Source organism: Sneathiella sp. (assembly GCF_036844445.1).
Lineage (GTDB): Bacteria > Pseudomonadota > Alphaproteobacteria > Sneathiellales > Sneathiellaceae > Sneathiella.
Genome location: NZ_DAIUFV010000002.1, coordinates 282,626 through 298,567, shown reverse-complemented (window position 1 = coordinate 298,567; position 15,942 = coordinate 282,626). Strand labels below are relative to the sequence as shown.

Below are 15,942 nucleotides of genomic sequence, written 5' to 3'. Positions count from 1 at the left end.
CAGCGGGTTTGCGGTACAGTTTTACCACTTTTCCAAATTCTGTTTGAATATCAACTATCTGTAATGTTTTTACTCCGTGCAAACAGTGGTAGAATGCCCGGCTCAAATGAAAAACCGCACCGCGGGTACAGTACCTTTGGTACAGAAAATGGGGATGGTCATGAGAAAAGGAGGAACTGCAACACGGGAACGGCTATTGGCGATCGCCGAAACGGCGATACTGGCAAAGGGCTTCAGCGCGACGTCTATCGAGGAGGTCATTGCGGAAGCGGAAATAACGAAAAGCGGCTTTTTTTATCATTTCAAGGATAAGACCGAGCTCGCCCGGGCGCTGGTGCTTCGCTACCTTCAGGAGGATGAAATCGTGCTCGACGGGTTGTTCAACCGCGCGCGAGAGTTGAATGAGGATCCACTGCACGCTTTTCTGATCGGCCTCAAATTATTCTCCGAAATGATGATGGATCTGCCGGAGGGGCATCCGGGGTGTCTTGTTGCGACGATCTGCTATCAGGAACGCCTGTTTGATCGCGATATCCACGAGCTGACGCGGAGCGGGGTTCTCAACTGGCGGGCGAGATTTCTTAAAATCCTGACGGAGATTGCCGAAAAATATCCGCCGAACGACGATGTCGACCTGGTTGAGGTGGCCGACCTCGTCTCGACGATCGTGGAGGGCGGCATCATCATGTCAAAGGCCGCGCGCGAGCCGATGAAGCTCGCGTCGCAAATTATGCTCCTGCGCTCCTACATCAAGCTGCTGTTCACGCCGCGCGGCGATTAGGCCGGCGCCGAAAGCTGTGCGATCAGCAGCTTCTCTTTCGGATAGCGTGTGAATTCTTCGGGCAGCGCGACGGACTTGCGCGTCGTCATATCGAAGTAGCAGCCAACGACGGTGGTGGTGACGGCGACGCACTCCTTGTCGAGATCGATCAGCTGGTGGCCGAAGCGGAAAATTTTTCCCGACGCGCCGATCAGTCCGGAGCGCAGCAGCACCGCCGCGGTCTTGCGAAGCGGGGCATGAAACTCCGAGTAATAATCGAGGGCGGCCGAGCCGAGATTGCGCTCACGGATGGTCGCCCGCGTCAGCCCGACGTTGTTGATGATATGCGTTGCCGCGTTCGAGAAATAGGCGACGATATGGCGCATCTCGATATGACCGAAGGCGTCGCTCTCCCATACATCGACGGAGCCGCGCGCACTGTCGAACAGGTGATCGAGCGGCGTTTTCGGCATAACGGGGCCGGAGAAGGGGCCAGCGCGGTAAACGCCGTCATGCGCATCGAGGAGGTTCAACGCCGCGCGGCGGACCGGCTCGGGCAGCGGCAGGATCGTATCGGCATCGAAATCCACAAAATGGGCCGTAAATTCATAGACGGCGGAGAGCTTCTGCTCACGATCATTGAAGAAATGAATGAAGCCCTCGATCTCGTCGCCATGGACGCCAAAGATGCCCGCAACGCCGTAAATCGGCGTTCCCGACCTCACTTCCGATTTATATTGCGTGCGCATCGTCCGGAAGCGAAGGCCCTTGCGGGTCTCCCGAATGACCGCAGGGGTAAGCCCAAGGGCGTTTTGCAGATGACCGAAGGCATCCGACGCCTTTGCCATATAGAACTGCACGTTCATATGGTTCATCTGGTCGCATTCCCACTGGTCGACGCCGCCGCGATAGGCCGGGATCAGTTTGCTGCTCATACCGCTTCCTCCCCGTCAACCCTGATTGCCTCAATCTGGCGGCGCATCGCCTCGGTCAGCGGGATGGCTTTGCGGCTGACAAGGTCGAGATAGACCGATGTCATCCGGCTGGTGAAGCAGAGCCGTCCGTCCGTGCTGTTGTAGAGACGGTGTGAAAAATGGACGGCCTTGTTGCTCGCCCCGAGGATGGCGCTTTCCATATGGATAAGGTCGCCGGCATAAAGCTCGGAAATGAACCGGTTGTCCTGCTGCACGGCCGCGAAGCCGACCCTGCGATCAAGATAATCCGCGAGATCGACCCCGGTGCGGGGAAAGGTGTTGTGCATCGCGCCATTGAGACGGGCAATATAGAACTGGATGTTCATATGCCCCATCCCGTCGCATTCGCGGGCAAGAACCTGACCGCGATAGCTTTCTTGATAGCCGCTTATGGAAGGGTCACTCATGTTTCCACGTCCTTGTTGTTTTTCTTATCGTGTTATTCTTAATAGCATCTGTTCTCCGTATCGGTCGACCATTTCTTGCGCCGGCTGACCGAGGCGCGACAGGCTTCCGCCGCTCTGCAGCATGAGAAGGCCGAGCAGATAGGTGAAGAAGTCCATCGTCTCCTCCTGCGCCTGCGACGGCGTCGCGCCGCCCAGGTGGTGGAGCGCATTTGCAAGCAGGCCAAGAAGCGCAAAAAGCCGGCTGTCGAACTCCTTGCGGGCGGCGCGCATCGCCGGCTTGTCGATCTCCGGCAGCGTCGCAAGCAATAGCGCCCGCTCCGCCGGCCGGTCGCGAAAATAGCGCATGAAAAGATGAAAGCCTGCGAGCGGGGAACTCCCGTCCCGCAGCGCCGCGGCGCGGATCCGGCGTGCAAGCTCGGCAAAGGTCGCCGCCAGCAATTCGATCTGGATTTCCTCTTTTGTGCGGAAATAGGCATAGGCCGCGCCAAGCGAGTAGCCGGCTTCCTCTGCGATCGCGCGCATATTCAGCCCCTCCATCCCGCGCGCATCAAAGAGCCGCCGCGCCGCGTCAAGGATATGCCGCCGCTTGAATGTTTTGAGGCTTTCGCCGCGCGCGTTTCTGTTGCCTGCCGCCGCCATATCCTTTCCTTTCGTGAACAGTATATAAAAAAATGAACATTGTTCAATAATATCCTCGAAGGGCGGCCGGAAATTATTTTTGATTATTTTCGACGGAATGATTTTCGCCCCGCGTTGAATGGTTAAGTCAATCAGATGAGGAGACTTGAGTATGAAGCGCAAAATGATCGTAGGCTCTTTGATTGCGGCGCTGGCCGTCCCGGTTATGGCTTTTGCGGCCGTCGAGGGTGAGCAGGGCAAACGCTTTCATAAGGGCGATATGTTTGAACGCCTCGACAGCAACAAGGACGGCGAGATTACGCTCGATGAGATGACGGCGCGGGTCACTGCCCGGTTCGAAAAGCTGGATAGTGATAAAACCGGCACTGTTACGATCGAGGAAATGACGGTGCGCGTCAAAGAGATGTTCGAGAAGATGGACACCGACGGCAACGCGGCCATCAGCCGGGATGAAGCGAAGGCATTTCATCAGGCAAAGCGCGACGCTCATAAAGCGCGCCACGGCGACCGGATGCTGAAGATCCTCGATGCCGATGGTGATGGCGCGGTCTCCAAGGAGGAGTTCGTGGCCGCCTCTTCAATGCGCTTTGCGGCTGCCGACAAGGATGGCGACGGGGTCCTGTCCGCCGCCGAGCTTGCCACCATGAAGCGGGGCATGAAGAAGATGAAAGACAACTAACGGGCGCGGTGTCAGTTTTGCGCACCCGACGGGGTCCGCATCTGCCACCCCCGGCAGAGCGGACCCTTTTTTCTGAGCGGAACTTGCTCCCGGCGCGATTGAATGACGCTCAGCCGCGCCGCTCTTTGGGCAGGATATCCATATATTTGCAGATAATGCCGAGCATTACCTCGTCCGCGCCGCCGCCGATGGAGGTGAGGCGGCTGTCGCGATAGAAGCGGGTGATCGGCGTCTCGTTCATGAAGCCCATGCCGCCATAATATTGCAGGCAGGCGTCGGCGACCTCGCGGCTGAGGCGGCCGACCTTCAGCTTCGCCATGGAGGCGAGCATGGTCACATCCTTGTCGCGCACATAGTCATAGACCGCGCGATAGGTGAGGGAGCGGAGTTCCTCCACCTCCGTCATCAGCTCGGCAAGGCGGAAGTGGATATACTGGTTGTCGAGCAGCGGCTTGCCGAAGGCTTCGCGGGTTCGGGTGTAGTCGATCACGTCCGCAATTGCCTTCTCGAGTGGCTTCAGCCCTGCGCCCGCCGCCCACAGCCGCTCCTCCTGAAACTGCAGCATCTGATAGGTGAAGCCCTTGCCTTCCTCGCCGATGAGGTTGCGGGCGGGCACGCGAACGTCCTCGAAATAAAGCTGCGCCGTGTCAGAGGAGCGCATCCCCATCTTGTCGAGCTTGCGCGCGACGGTGATCCCCGGGCTCTCCATCGGCACGATGATGAGCGACTTGCTCTGATGCATCGGGCCGTCGCCGGTGTTGACCAGCATGGTCATGAAATCGGCCTTGGTGCCGTTGGTGATCCACATTTTCTGCCCGTTGATGACATAGTCGTCACCGTCTTTGCGGGCATGGCTCTTGATATTCGCAACATCCGATCCCGCGCCCGGCTCAGAGACGCCGATGCAGGCGACAAACTCGCCGGAAATCGCGGGGCGGAGATAGGTTTCGCGCACATAGTCGGAGCCGAAGCGGGCGAGGGCAGGGGTTGCCATATCCGTCTGCACGCCGATCGCCATGGGCACGCCGCCGCAATGGATCTGCCCGAGCGTCTCGGCAACGGCGAGGCTGTAGGAGTAGTCGAGGCCAAGCCCGCCGAAGGCTTCCGGCTTGGAGACGCCGAGAAATCCTGCTGCGCCGAGCTTTTTGAAGAGATCATGCGTTGGGAATTCCCCCGCCGCCTCCCATTCATCGACGTAAGGGTTGATCTCCTGGTCGATAAACCTGGTGAGGGAGCGGATCAGCTCCTTATGCTCGGCCCCGTATATCATTCATTCCTCCTCGCGTAAGAATTCCGGCACCTCGGCCAGATGAAACCCGTTGTAGGGCTTGTTGTTCTTGTGGTCGGGAATATCCCAGTTCATGCGGATGTTGGGTGCGCCGCCATCGATGCGCAGGCAGCTTCCGGTGATAAAGGCCGCAGCCTCCGACAGCATAAAGACGATGCCGGCGGAAATCTCCGATTCCGTGCCGAGGCGCTTCACCGGATGCGACGCAATGCGGGCCCGGACGCGGGAGATCCATGATTCGGGATAATTATACATCCCCGATGAGATGATCAGGCCGGGCGCGACCGCATTGACCCGCACGCCCGCGGGCGCCCATTCGAGTGCTGCGGTTTCGGTAAAGCTCAGCATGCCCTTCCGCGCTGCGCCCGAATGACCCATACCGGGCATCGAGTTCCACATGTCGGCAATGATGTTGACGATACTGCCGCCACCATTGTCGCGCATCCACTGGGTGTAGACTTCCCGGCTGAACAGAAAGCCGCCGGTGAGGTTATTGCGAACGACCGCTTCCCAGCCCTTGAAGCTGATATTCTCGAGGAGCGACGGAAACTGGCCGCCCGCATTATTGACAAGGCCGTGGATGGCGCCATGATCGCGGATAATGTCCGAAACGGTCGCGCGGACGGCGTCCTCATCGCGGATATCGCAGCTGTGGATGGTTGCCACGCCGCCTTCACGGGCGATTTCCTTCTGGACATTCTCCAGCTTCTCCATCGAGCGGCCGACCAGCGCCACTCGCGCACCGAGCGCGATCAGCTCATGCGCCGTGCAGCGTCCGATGCCGCTGCCCCCGCCGGTGATGATGATGGACTGCCCATCAAAAAGCCCGGGCCGGAAAATGGAACGATAATTCATCATAAAACTCCCACGTTTGTTATTCTTGCTTTTCGCGGTCCTGATGCCGAAGGGGCGGCGATCAGGAATTGACAGATTAAAGCTTGACCTTTACGTTAACGTCAAGCTGTTCCCGGGGCGAAAACAGCCGCCCCGAACTCAATTTATAGACGGTTTTGATACAATCCTGAAAGGAAAAGAAATATGGCGACGCTGGAAGAAATCACCGAAGGTCTGCGGCAACGGGTCGGCGATGACAGTGGGCTGGATGCGACGCTGAAATTCGACTTCAAGGACGACGGCATTGTCTATGTGGACGGCGCGTCGGTTCCGAATACGGTCTCGAACGAGGACAAGGACGCCGATTGCACGATTACCATCTCAAAGGATAATTTCGAAGCGCTCGCCAAGGGGGACCTTGATCCGACAACCGCGTTCATGATGGGCAAGCTGAAGATTTCGGGCAGCATGGGGATCGCCATGCGGCTGCAGAAAATCTTCGGATAAAAAAATCACGGCAACGGCAAATTTTTTCTGTATTTTTTTTCGGCGAGCCTTTATGAAAAGCCCCTCAAATTTTTTTGCACAGCAAATGGGGCTAGTCATATGACAGCGAGATCAGCACGACATGGGCGCAACCAGGGCGGCAAAGGCCGCAAACGTGGTGGCGGCGGCAACGGCAACGGCCTGACGAAAAGCAGCCGCTCCAAATTGCAGCGCGCCGCACGCAGGCTGACGATGCGGATACAGGGCCGGCATTCGGCGCGTCGCCACGCAAAGAAGATTCAGCACGACGCACCGCAGGCCGCCTGAGCCGCGATCGACCGGAAAAGATGCGGGCGGTTCCCCTCAGCGGGACCGCCCTTCTTTTTGCTCATTCCACAGGTAAAGAATCTCCGCATCGCCGCCGCGTGTCGTCGCGAGCTGGCTGGAACGCGCCGCCGTCTGCTCTTCCGCCGTCTTCACCAGAAGCGATCCGAGCGCGCCGGGGGCGAGGTATCTAATGAGAATCATTGCTCCTCCGATTATGCTAATGATTATCATTATTAAATTATAGCGAGGCGCGGGCGTCAATAGTATTTAAGAACCGCTCGCAATAAATTCGGCTACAGCTGGTCGATGGCGACGTAACGCTCGCCGACATTGTCATAGCCGGTTGCGAACGACCAGCCGTCGCGCTCCGCCGCCAGCACGATGTTGGCGCAGGCCCGGCTGTCCGAGAGCGCATCGTGATGATTGAGCTCAAGACCCAGAAAATGCGCGACATTCGGCAGTTTCGTCGGGCGGATTTCCCACATGCCGCGGGCAAGCTTTACGGTGCAGGTAAACTCCTGCAGCGGAGCGGGAAGCGAAAAGCGGGCGCAGCAGCTACGCAGAACCTTGGCGTCAAACCCCGCATTGTGCGCGGCGAGAAAATCGATGCCGTCAAAATAGGGCGCCATCTCCGGCCACAGCGCGCCGAAGTCGGGTGACGCCTCGACATGCGCCCAGGTGATGCCGTGAATATGGGTGAAAAAGAAATCGGGCGTTGGCGGACGGATCAGGAACGACGCCTCGGCGACAATGCGGCCATTTTCCGCGCGGACCAGCCCGACGGCGCAGGCGCTGTCGGGCTGGTAATTGGCGGTCTCGAAATCAATCGCAAGAAAACTACTCATACATTCCTCATACCCCGCCGCGGCGCGGGGAGGCGGGCGACAATCGCCCGTCAGGCGCCGGCTTCGGCTTTCTTTCGCGCTTCATATTTCTGTTTTTCCTCCTCGACCAGCTCCTTCTTCGAGAGCTTGCCGACAAGGGTTTTCGGCAGTTCCGGCCGGAACTCCACGGCGGCCGGCAATTCGTGCTTGCCGAGCTTGTCTTTGAGGAAGGTGCGGAGCTCCTCGATGGTGAACTCCTTCGCCCCCGGCGCGAGCTTGATAAAGGCTTTCGCCGCTTCGCCGCGATAATCATCGGGAATGCCGACGACCGTCACTTCGGCAACCGAGGGATGCTCGAAAATTGCTTCCTCAATAATCCGCGGATAGACGTTGAAGCCGCCCGACGTGATCATATCCTTGGTGCGATCGACGATATGCATGTAGCCGTCTTCGTCGAGATAGCCGGTATCGCCCGTCAGGAAGAAGTCGCCAATAAAGGATTCGGCTGTGGCTTCGGGCTTGTTCCAGTAACCCTTCATGACGTTGGGACCGCGAAGGGCAATCTCGCCGATCTCGCCCGTCGGCATGACCTTGCTCTTATCGTCGACATCGAAGATGCGGATCTCGATCCCCGGCAACGGAATACCAGCCGCGCCCGGGACGCGCTTGCCCGTCATCGGCGTGCTTGTCCCCGACGGCGAGGTTTCGGTCATGCCCCAGCCCTCCAGAAGTTTGCAGCCGGTAACGCGCTGGAACTGATCCTGCACTTCGACCGGCAGCGGAGCGCCGCCGGACGCACAGAATTTGAGGCAGGAGAGGTCATATTCCTTGATCTTCGGATGGTTGGCGATGGCCATATACATCGTCGGAACGCCCGGGAAAACCGTCGGCTTCTTCTTGTCGAGATCCTTCATGACCGCATCGAGCTCGAACTTCGGATGCAGGATGATCTCATAGCCCCCGGCAATGCCGAAATTCATGATCACGGTAAGGGCGTAGATATGAAAGAGCGGCAGGACGGCCAGCACCTTTTCCTGCCCGTCGATGAGGACATTGTCATCCCCCTGTATCATTGACCGGTACTGCTGGCAGGCCGCGATCAGATTGCGATGCGTCAGCATGGCCCCTTTGGGAAGGCCTGTCGTGCCGCCGGTATACTGCAAAACAGCGACCCGTTCGCCGGGATCCGGGACCGGGCTCGGCTCGATCTTGCCGTCGTTATCGATCAGCTCGCGGAAGGTCATGTTCTGATCATTGACCGGAACGCGGGCGATCTCTTTCGACTTGACCAGCGGATAGAGGAAATTTTTGGGGAACGGCAGCACTTCCTTCAGGCAGCCCGAGATAATCTTCTTCAGCCGCGTCTGGTTCAGCATGCCGGCGATTTTCGGGTACAAGACCTCGAGATCGAGCGTCACCATGAAGTCGGTGTGACTATCCTCGATCTTGTGGCGGAGCTCCCGTTCGGCATCGAGGGGGGAATAGTTGACCACCGTTCCGCCCGCTTTCAGAATGCCGAAGAAGCACACCATGTAATGCGGAGTATTGGGAAGATACAGCCCGACATGGACGCCTTCCTTCACGCCGAGCGCGCGAAATCCCTTTGCCGCCCGGTTTACCAGCGCATCCAGCTCCGCGTAGGTGTAGCGCTTGCCCATAAAATCAATGACGTAATTATTCGGCCATTTGCGGACCGCTTCATCGAGCAAGGCGTAAACCGGCTTGTCCTCGATCGTGATATTCCAAGAAACCCCTTTCGGGTATGATTTCTCCCAAAGAAAATTCGTCATGATATCCCCCAGCACGAAACGGTTGGCCTGTCTCTGCCAAGGTATGCCGCGAAGGGGAGACGGGTCAACTAAACTATGTGCTGCATGCCCGCGCGAGTGCAATCAGGCGATCCTGATCGCCGTCTGGTGAAACTTTCATCCAGATTTCCGGTGAATTATTTGCCGAGAATTTTCCAGATGCCATCGGCGACCGCAATGGTTCGCTCGCCGACAACCAACTCGCCATGGATAAAGACGACGGCGAGGCCGCGTTTGTTGATGGTTGCGCGCACCTCAATCCAGTCGCCCGGTTTTGCCGCGGAAAGAAAATCGCAATTGAGGGAAATGGTCGCGCATTTCTGCCGATCAATCGAGCGCCAGATGATCTGGCCGAGCGCCTCATCAAGAAAGCTGAGCAGCATGCCGCCATGGATGATGCCATTGCCGTTGGCATGGCCCTCCTCGGCGAGAAAGCCGTAAGTTAAATTCTCGCCATCGTCCTTGTAGTAGAGGGGACCGATCTTTTCCGTATAACGCCCGCGCGAGGTGAAGGGACGAAAGCCTTCCGGAATGGAGGAAAGTGTCATACTGGTACCTGAATTATTATTTTGGCCCAGTATGACCATAATGATTTCCGGTGCAAGAGGATGTTCGTCAGTCCGCCTCTTTCACGTAACCGTTGCGGATGGCGTTTTCGATGCACTCATGCTTCTCCGCATAGCCTTGCGTCGAGGCGCCGACGATCCGGCCGTTGGACGCGGTGCGTCGCCAGCGCCATTTATGATGTTTTGCGTTGTGGTCCTGGTAAAATTCCCACTTATCAGCGTGCCCTTTGTCTGTCATTTTGAACTCCAATGTCTGGCTGCGGAATGAGACGCGGGAGCGGCGCGTTTTGTGATCGGAAAGACGGGGGCGAGAGCCGGCCATTCTGCAGTGCGCTGGACAACAGGGGAGCAGGGAAGCGATGAGAACCGTCGAAATCGAGATCGAGAAAATCTATGTCCCGACGAAGATGCGCAAGGAGCTGAAACCTGACCGTGTCGACGAGCTGGCCGCGGATATTCTTGAAAATGGCCAGAAAACACCCGTTCAGGTTCGCATGGGAGAGGGACGCTATGTGCTGGTCAGCGGACAGCACCGGCTGGAGGCGAAACGCGCCCTTGGCGATGCCCGCATCGACGCGGTAATCGTCCAGGCGCGGCGGCACTGACGTCTAGCTGCCGCTATTCTCCATCAGGCGGCGATAGAAGCGGATGATCTCGGCGTAATTGTCGATCAGGATTCGCTCATCCGTGCCGTGAACGCGGGCGAGATCCTCGGGGCCAAAGCGCAAGGGAAGAAATCGATAGTTGTTCTCCGCGACCTCCTCGTAATGCTTGCTATCGGATCCTGCCAGCATCAGGCCGGGAGAGACCAGCACGCCCGGAAAAATCTCCCGGATGGTCCGCTCGATCAATTGATAGCCCGCGCTTTCCCGGCTTGAGACACGGGACGGCGCGTTCGCCTGCCGGATCTCGATAGTGACATCCGGATCATCAATCACGCGCCTTACATGATCGACGACATCGTTGGTCGTCGTCCCCGGAAGCAGGCGGAAATTAACGCTCGCCGTCGCGGTCGAGGGGAGGACATTGTCTTTCGTCCCGCCTTCGGCAATGGTCACGGCGGTTGTCGTCCGCACCATGGCATTGGTGGCGCCCCCCTTGCCAAGCTCGTGCACCAGCAGTGGATCGAGCAGCCAGCGGTTGGAGATGACTGCTTTCAACGGCAGCGACATATACGGCGAGAGCGTGTCGAACATATCCGAGGCCGGGCTTTTCAGGACCGCCGGCAGCGGATTATCCTCAAGCCGGGAGATGGCCCGGGCGAGCTTGCCGATGGCGGTCGTGCGGGGCGGAATGGAGGAATGGCCTCCCTCCGCGCTCGCCGTGAGATGGAGCGTGAGATAGCCCTTCTCCGCGAGCGCGATGAAGGCAATTGGCTCATCGATGCCCGGCATCATATCGCTGACGATCACCATGCCCTCATCAAGGGTGAAATCGAGCATCACGCCTCGCTCCTTGAAAAGGGCGGCGATTTTGGCGGCGCCTTCCTCGCCGCCGATCTCCTCATCGTGGCCGAATGCGAAGTAGATCGTCCGCTCCGGCGTAAATCCGCCGGCGAGCAGGTGCTCCGCCGCTTCCAGAATGGCGAAGACGGAGACCTTGTCATCGAGCGTGCCGCGTCCCCAGATCATGCCATCCTGAATTGCGCCGGAAAACGCATCCTCCTGCCAGCTTGCCTCGGTTCCGGGCTCGATAGGCACGACATCCATATGCCCCATCAGCAGGATAGGCCGCAGCGCGGGGTTTCTCCCCTCCCACGTATAAAGAAGGCTGTGGCCGCCAACGACTTCGCGTCCCAAGGTCGCGGTAACGAGCGGGAAGGATGCGTCGATAAGCTGGTGCAACCGCTCGAACTCGGCGCTTGCGGGCGGATCGTTCCGGCCGGTCGAGATGGTCCGGATCCGGACGGCGGCGGCAAGCCGCTCGGCCGCCGCAGCCGCATCGATGGCAGGTGGGTCAATGGCTGTGACGGTGACATTCCCGGGCGTATTCATAATCGTCTTTGCCGCCATGACGACGACAAGCGCGAGAACAGCGATAGCGATCAGAAGAAAGAATTTCCTCAGCATGGTCAATCCCCCGTCCGGCTGACATTTTGTCCGCCCCTGCTTTCCTTGCACGGTGCAGGATGCTACATGTAAAGGCAACGAAAAAAGCTGCGCTGGCACGCAACGGGCGCAAGGCGCATCTATAGTCGCGAGGACTGAAACTGTGGCCATTTCGATGATTACCGAGCAGACGCTTCGCCGCCTGATGCAGGAGAGCGTGGAGGAATACGCCGTTATCGATGTGCGCGAGCAGGGCGTACATGCGGAGGGGCATCCGCTCCTCGCCGTCTCCCTGCCGCTCAGCCAGATCGAGCTTCTGGCGCCCCTTCTGATGCCGCGAAAATCCGTTACCATTTACCTTCTCGATCAGGGGCCGGACTTGCCGCTTGCGGAGCGGGCGGCTGAAGTGCTGCAGTCGCTGGGCTATGATAATCTTTCCCTTGTGGAGGAGGGGGTTGTCGGCTGGCATGACGCGGGGTTCGAGCTTTTCACCGGCGTCAATGTGCCGAGCAAGGCGTTCGGGGAATTCGTCGAAGCGACCTACGGCACCCCGTCCGTTACCGCGAAAGAGCTGGCAGGACGGCAGGCGGCGGGGGAGAGACTTCTCATTCTCGACAGCCGCCCCTTTGCGGAGTTCCATCGCATGTCGATCCCGGGCGGCCTCAATATGCCGGGGGCGGAACTGCTCTACAGGCTGCATGAAACCATCAGCGATGAGACAACGCCGATCATTGTCAATTGCGCCGGACGGACCCGCAGCATTATCGGCGCGCAATCGCTGATCAATGCCGGTATTAAAAACCCGGTCGCTGCGCTGAAAGACGGCACGATGGGCTGGCATCTTGCCGGCTTCGAGCTTGCCCGCGGGGCGGAACTGGTTGCGCCCGCACCCGGCGCCGCGGCGCTTGAAAAAAGCCGCGCCCGGGCGCGGCAGGTTGCCGTGAATTTCGGCGTCAAATCCATTGATCTTGAAACGCTCGCGAAATTGCAGTCGGAGGCAGCGGAGCGCTCGCTTTTCCTCTTCGACGTCCGGACCGAAGAGGAATATCTCGCCGCCCATCTGCCGGGCGCCCGGCACGCGCCGGGCGGGCAGCTTGTGCAGGCGAGCGATGAATATATAGGGGTTCGCAATGCGCGCATTGTCCTGATTGATGATTGCGCGGTCCGCGGCGTTATGACGGCATCCTGGCTGGTGCAGATGAACTGGCCCGATGTTTATGTCCTGACCGCGGGGCCGGACGCCTTCACCGAAAGCGGTCCGCCGCCGGGGGCGGAGATTAAAAAGGCCGAGACCATCACCCCCTATGAGCTTGATGCCGTGCTTGCCTCGGGCGAAGCGGTCGCAGTCGTCGACCTGGCCCCGTCGCGCGACTATCGCAGAGGCCATATTCCCGGCGCTTTCTGGGCGATCCGCTCCCGCTTTGCCAAAGATCATATTTTTATGGCGCCGGTCGGGCTACTCGTCCTCACGTCGCCGGACGGCGAGCTTGCGCATCTTGCCGCGGCGGAGGTCGCGCGCCTGCTGCCCCGAACCATTGTGCGGGTGCTGGGCGGCGGTACGCGCGCATGGCAAAAGACGGGCCTTCCGCTTGAGGCCGGGGAGACGCAGATGCTGAGCCGGGCGGACGATGTCTGGTACAAGCCCTACGATTACGAGGCGGCCGAGACCGTACGCCGGCGGATGGAGGAATATCTCGCATGGGAGATTGGTCTGCCGCGGCAGCTGGCGCGTGACGGCGTGATGCAATTTCGCAGATTTTAAAGGAGCAAAAGCGGGCGAGTGATGATATTGTCGCGCGCAATGCGACGAAATTTCGCGTTGCTACTTTGAGGCGGATAGAACGAAAGCCATGCTTGCAATGAAGGAAAAGCCAGCCTAGCATGGGTTTAAATGGGCCCCGAAGAACCCCATGAGAATAATGGAGAAAACCGGATGGATTTATCATTTAGTAAAGACGATTTGGCGTTCCGCGACGAGGTGCGGGAGTTTTTAAGGACTTCTCTTCCCGCCGATGTGAAGGAGCGCTTTGACAGGGGACTGCATCCCACCCGGGAAGGGCAGATCCGCTGGCAGAAAATCCTCAATGAAAAAGGGTGGATGGCTCCGAACTGGCCGAAGGAGTATGGCGGGACCGGCTGGACAATCACCCAGAAATATATCGCGGCCCACGAGTTTGGCCACGCCTCAGCGCCGCCGCCGATGTCCTTTGGCGTCAGCATGGTCGGCCCGGTTATCTATACCTTCGGCACGCCCGAGCAGAAGGAATATTACCTGCCGCGCATCCTGAATTCCGACGACTGGTGGTGCCAGGGCTATTCCGAGCCGGGATCGGGTTCCGACCTTGCCAGCCTGCAGACGAAAGCGGTCCGCGACGGCGATCATTATATCGTCAACGGCCAGAAAATCTGGACCACCTTCGCGCAGCATGCCGACATGATCTTCTGCCTTGTGCGGACCGACAGCTCCGCCAAGCAGCAGGAGGGGATCAGCTTCCTCCTCATCGATATGAAGACGCCCGGCATTACCGTCAAGCCGATCATCGGTATCGACAAGGAGCACAGCCTCAACGAAGTCTTCTTCGAAGATGTCCGCGTTCCGGTCAAGAACCGCATCGGCGAAGAGAACAAGGGCTGGACCTACGCCAAGTTCCTGCTCGGTCATGAGCGCAATAACATTGCCCGTGTCGCCCGTTCCAAACGCCAGGTCGAGCGGCTCCGCGCCTTTGCGCAAACGGAACGCAGCGGCGGTCGCCCGCTCGCCGAAGATCCGGATTTCATCAACAAGCTGACCCGCATCGAAGTTGACCTGATGGCGCTCGAATATACTGAGCTCCGCTATATTTCGATGCTCTCGCACGGCAAGAATCTGACGGCGGAGCCTTCCGTCCTCAAGATCAAGGGAACCGAGGTACAGCAGCGGCTGACCAGCCTGCTGGTGGAGACCCTCGGCATGTACGGCGCGCCTTACGAAGCCGAGAAGAACTTTGAAGGGCGCAACGAAGCACGTGTCGGGCCGGACTATGCATTCGGACCGATGGCCGAGCATCTTTATCTTCGGGCCGCGACCATCTATGGCGGCAGTAACGAAATTCAGCGCAACATCATCTCCAAAATGGTTCTGGGATTATAAGGAAAATAAAAAATGGACTTTGAACTTTCCGACGAGCAGAACCTGCTCAAAGACAGTGTCGAGCGATTTGTCAAAGACAACTATTCGGCAGAAGCGCGCGCCAAGCTCGTTGAAACAGATTCTGGTTTCAGCCGGGACCATTGGAAGAAGATGGCGGAGCTGGGCTGGCTCGGCCTGCCGTTTTCTGAGTCCGTTGGCGGTTTCGGGGGCACCGCCATCGAGACCATGATCATGATGGAAAGCATGGGCCGCGGGCTCGTGCTCGAGCCTTTCCTGACGACCGTCGTCATGGGCGGCGGCCTCGTCGCCGAGGCGGGCAGTGAAGCGCAGATCGAGGCGATTATTCCCGAAGTGATTGAGGGGAATATGCTGCTCGCTTTTGCCTATGCGGAGCCGCAGTCGCGTTTTGATCTTCATGACGTCGAGACGACGGCAACGAAGTCGGGCGATGGCTATATCCTGAACGGGCATAAGTCGGTTGTCTATCACGGCACCACGGCGGACAAGATCATTGTATCCGCGCGGACCAGCGGCAACGCCCGCGATAAAGACGGGATTTCGCTCTTCATCGTCGATAACAACGTGGCCGGGCTCAGCCGGCGCGATTATCGCACCGTGGATGGCCAGCGCGCCGCCGATATCCTGTTCAACAATGTCAAGGTCGGGGCTGATGCCCTGCTCGGCGCGGAAGGCAAGGCCTATCCCGTCATCGAGAAGATCGCCGACCGAACAACCGCCGCGCTCTGTGCGGAGGCGGTTGGCGTGATGCAGGCGGCAATCGACATCACCAACGGCTACATCAAGGAGCGCAAGCAGTTCGGAACGCCCATCGGCAAGTTCCAGGTTCTGCAGCACCGCATGGTCGATATGCATATGGAGGCCGAGCAGGCCAAATCCATGTCGGACATGGTCGCGATGAAGCTGGAGCTGGACGATGTCGAGGACTGCCGCAAGTCCATCGCCGCCGCCAAGGCGAAAATCGGCCAGGGCGCCAAGTTCGTCGGTGAACAGTCGATCCAGCTGCATGGCGGGATGGGGATGACCGATGAATATTCCATCGGCCATTATTTCAAGCGCCTGATGACGATTGAAATGCTGTTCGGCAACACGGACTATCACTTCAAGCGCTACGCCGCGATGGCCTGAGGTCACGCCTCATCAAGACCAAAGAC

Annotated in this window: 19 protein-coding genes; 8 read left to right on the top strand and 11 right to left on the bottom strand. The window is 58.8% G+C overall.

The window, feature by feature from the left end; genetic code table 11:
* The first annotated feature begins 160 nt into the window (after window positions 1–160).
* Window positions 161–781 carry a TetR/AcrR family transcriptional regulator gene (locus tag V7Z56_RS04790; RefSeq protein WP_443023747.1) on the top strand — a complete coding sequence of 207 codons (621 nt, stop codon included), beginning with the start codon at window positions 161–163 and terminating at the stop codon, window positions 779–781.
* On the opposite strand, the gene V7Z56_RS04785 is transcribed toward V7Z56_RS04790, so the two are convergent.
* The 3 genes from V7Z56_RS04785 to V7Z56_RS04775 are packed head-to-tail and all read right to left on the bottom strand — an operon-like array spanning window position 778 to window position 2,780.
* On the bottom strand, window positions 778–1,695 hold the full coding sequence (locus V7Z56_RS04785; RefSeq protein WP_334128221.1) for a thioesterase family protein: 918 nt from the start codon (window positions 1,693–1,695) through the stop codon (window positions 778–780). The genes V7Z56_RS04790 and V7Z56_RS04785 overlap by 4 nt on opposite strands.
* Entirely contained in the window at window positions 1,692–2,141 is a 450-nt protein-coding gene (locus V7Z56_RS04780) for an acyl-CoA thioesterase (RefSeq protein WP_334128220.1), read from the bottom strand. The genes V7Z56_RS04785 and V7Z56_RS04780 overlap by 4 nt, the downstream gene beginning before the upstream one ends.
* Before the next feature lie 24 nt (window positions 2,142–2,165).
* Window positions 2,166–2,780, bottom strand: a complete 615-nt coding sequence (locus V7Z56_RS04775; protein ID WP_334128219.1) for a TetR/AcrR family transcriptional regulator — start codon at window positions 2,778–2,780, stop codon at window positions 2,166–2,168.
* A gap of 163 nt (window positions 2,781–2,943) precedes the next feature.
* On the opposite strand from V7Z56_RS04775, the gene V7Z56_RS04770 reads away from it, so the two are divergent.
* Window positions 2,944–3,459, top strand: coding sequence for an EF-hand domain-containing protein (locus tag V7Z56_RS04770; RefSeq protein WP_334128218.1), 516 nt, complete (start codon window positions 2,944–2,946; stop codon window positions 3,457–3,459).
* 109 nt (window positions 3,460–3,568) lie between these two features.
* Here the strand turns inward: V7Z56_RS04770 and V7Z56_RS04765 are convergent, their stop codons facing one another.
* Both V7Z56_RS04765 and V7Z56_RS04760 read right to left on the bottom strand, forming a co-directional pair.
* Window positions 3,569–4,729: an acyl-CoA dehydrogenase family protein gene (locus V7Z56_RS04765; protein WP_334128217.1), complete on the bottom strand. Its 1,161-nt coding sequence runs from the start codon at window positions 4,727–4,729 to the stop codon at window positions 3,569–3,571.
* A complete protein-coding gene (locus tag V7Z56_RS04760) occupies window positions 4,730–5,602 on the bottom strand; it encodes an SDR family oxidoreductase (RefSeq protein ID WP_443023757.1) in 873 nt (290 codons plus the stop codon). It lies immediately after the preceding gene.
* A gap of 183 nt (window positions 5,603–5,785) precedes the next feature.
* Between V7Z56_RS04760 and V7Z56_RS04755 the strand changes: the two genes are divergently transcribed.
* Both V7Z56_RS04755 and V7Z56_RS04750 read left to right on the top strand, forming a co-directional pair.
* Window positions 5,786–6,088 (top strand): SCP2 sterol-binding domain-containing protein, encoded by a 303-nt coding sequence (locus V7Z56_RS04755; RefSeq protein ID WP_334128215.1) that lies wholly within the window; start codon window positions 5,786–5,788, stop codon window positions 6,086–6,088.
* A 99-nt stretch (window positions 6,089–6,187) separates the two neighbouring features.
* Window positions 6,188–6,394, top strand: a complete 207-nt coding sequence (locus tag V7Z56_RS04750; protein WP_334128214.1) for a hypothetical protein — start codon at window positions 6,188–6,190, stop codon at window positions 6,392–6,394.
* A gap of 36 nt (window positions 6,395–6,430) precedes the next feature.
* On the opposite strand, the gene V7Z56_RS04745 is transcribed toward V7Z56_RS04750, so the two are convergent.
* From V7Z56_RS04745 to V7Z56_RS04725, 5 genes are all read right to left on the bottom strand, one after another.
* A complete protein-coding gene (locus V7Z56_RS04745; RefSeq protein WP_334128213.1) occupies window positions 6,431–6,595 on the bottom strand; it encodes a hypothetical protein in 165 nt (54 codons plus the stop codon).
* A gap of 92 nt (window positions 6,596–6,687) precedes the next feature.
* A complete protein-coding gene (locus V7Z56_RS04740; protein ID WP_334128212.1) occupies window positions 6,688–7,239 on the bottom strand; it encodes a 3'-5' exonuclease in 552 nt (183 codons plus the stop codon).
* Between the two features lie 50 nt (window positions 7,240–7,289).
* Complete coding sequence (locus V7Z56_RS04735; protein WP_334128211.1) at window positions 7,290–9,008, bottom strand: long-chain-fatty-acid--CoA ligase; 1,719 nt, start codon at window positions 9,006–9,008, stop codon at window positions 7,290–7,292.
* 155 nt (window positions 9,009–9,163) lie between these two features.
* On the bottom strand, window positions 9,164–9,574 hold the full coding sequence (locus tag V7Z56_RS04730) for a PaaI family thioesterase (protein ID WP_334128210.1): 411 nt from the start codon (window positions 9,572–9,574) through the stop codon (window positions 9,164–9,166).
* A gap of 67 nt (window positions 9,575–9,641) precedes the next feature.
* Window positions 9,642–9,830 carry a YegP family protein gene (locus tag V7Z56_RS04725; protein ID WP_334128209.1) on the bottom strand — a complete coding sequence of 63 codons (189 nt, stop codon included), beginning with the start codon at window positions 9,828–9,830 and terminating at the stop codon, window positions 9,642–9,644.
* A 121-nt stretch (window positions 9,831–9,951) separates the two neighbouring features.
* On the opposite strand from V7Z56_RS04725, the gene V7Z56_RS04720 reads away from it, so the two are divergent.
* The gene (locus V7Z56_RS04720) at window positions 9,952–10,197 is read left to right on the top strand and encodes a ParB N-terminal domain-containing protein (RefSeq protein ID WP_334128208.1); all 246 of its coding nucleotides are present in this window, start codon (window positions 9,952–9,954) and stop codon (window positions 10,195–10,197) included.
* 3 nt (window positions 10,198–10,200) lie between these two features.
* Here the strand turns inward: V7Z56_RS04720 and V7Z56_RS04715 are convergent, their stop codons facing one another.
* Entirely contained in the window at window positions 10,201–11,661 is a 1,461-nt protein-coding gene (locus tag V7Z56_RS04715; protein WP_334128207.1) for a M20 family peptidase, read from the bottom strand.
* 142 nt (window positions 11,662–11,803) lie between these two features.
* Between V7Z56_RS04715 and V7Z56_RS04710 the strand changes: the two genes are divergently transcribed.
* The 3 genes from V7Z56_RS04710 to V7Z56_RS04700 all read left to right on the top strand — a co-directional run bounded on the left by V7Z56_RS04710 (window position 11,804) and on the right by V7Z56_RS04700 (window position 15,916).
* Window positions 11,804–13,402 carry a rhodanese-like domain-containing protein gene (locus V7Z56_RS04710; RefSeq protein WP_334128206.1) on the top strand — a complete coding sequence of 533 codons (1,599 nt, stop codon included), beginning with the start codon at window positions 11,804–11,806 and terminating at the stop codon, window positions 13,400–13,402.
* Between the two features lie 171 nt (window positions 13,403–13,573).
* Window positions 13,574–14,770, top strand: coding sequence for an acyl-CoA dehydrogenase family protein (locus V7Z56_RS04705; RefSeq protein ID WP_334128205.1), 1,197 nt, complete (start codon window positions 13,574–13,576; stop codon window positions 14,768–14,770).
* Window positions 14,771–14,782: 12 nt separating this feature from the next.
* The gene (locus V7Z56_RS04700; protein WP_334128204.1) at window positions 14,783–15,916 is read left to right on the top strand and encodes an acyl-CoA dehydrogenase family protein; all 1,134 of its coding nucleotides are present in this window, start codon (window positions 14,783–14,785) and stop codon (window positions 15,914–15,916) included.
* Window positions 15,917–15,942 lie beyond the last annotated feature (26 nt).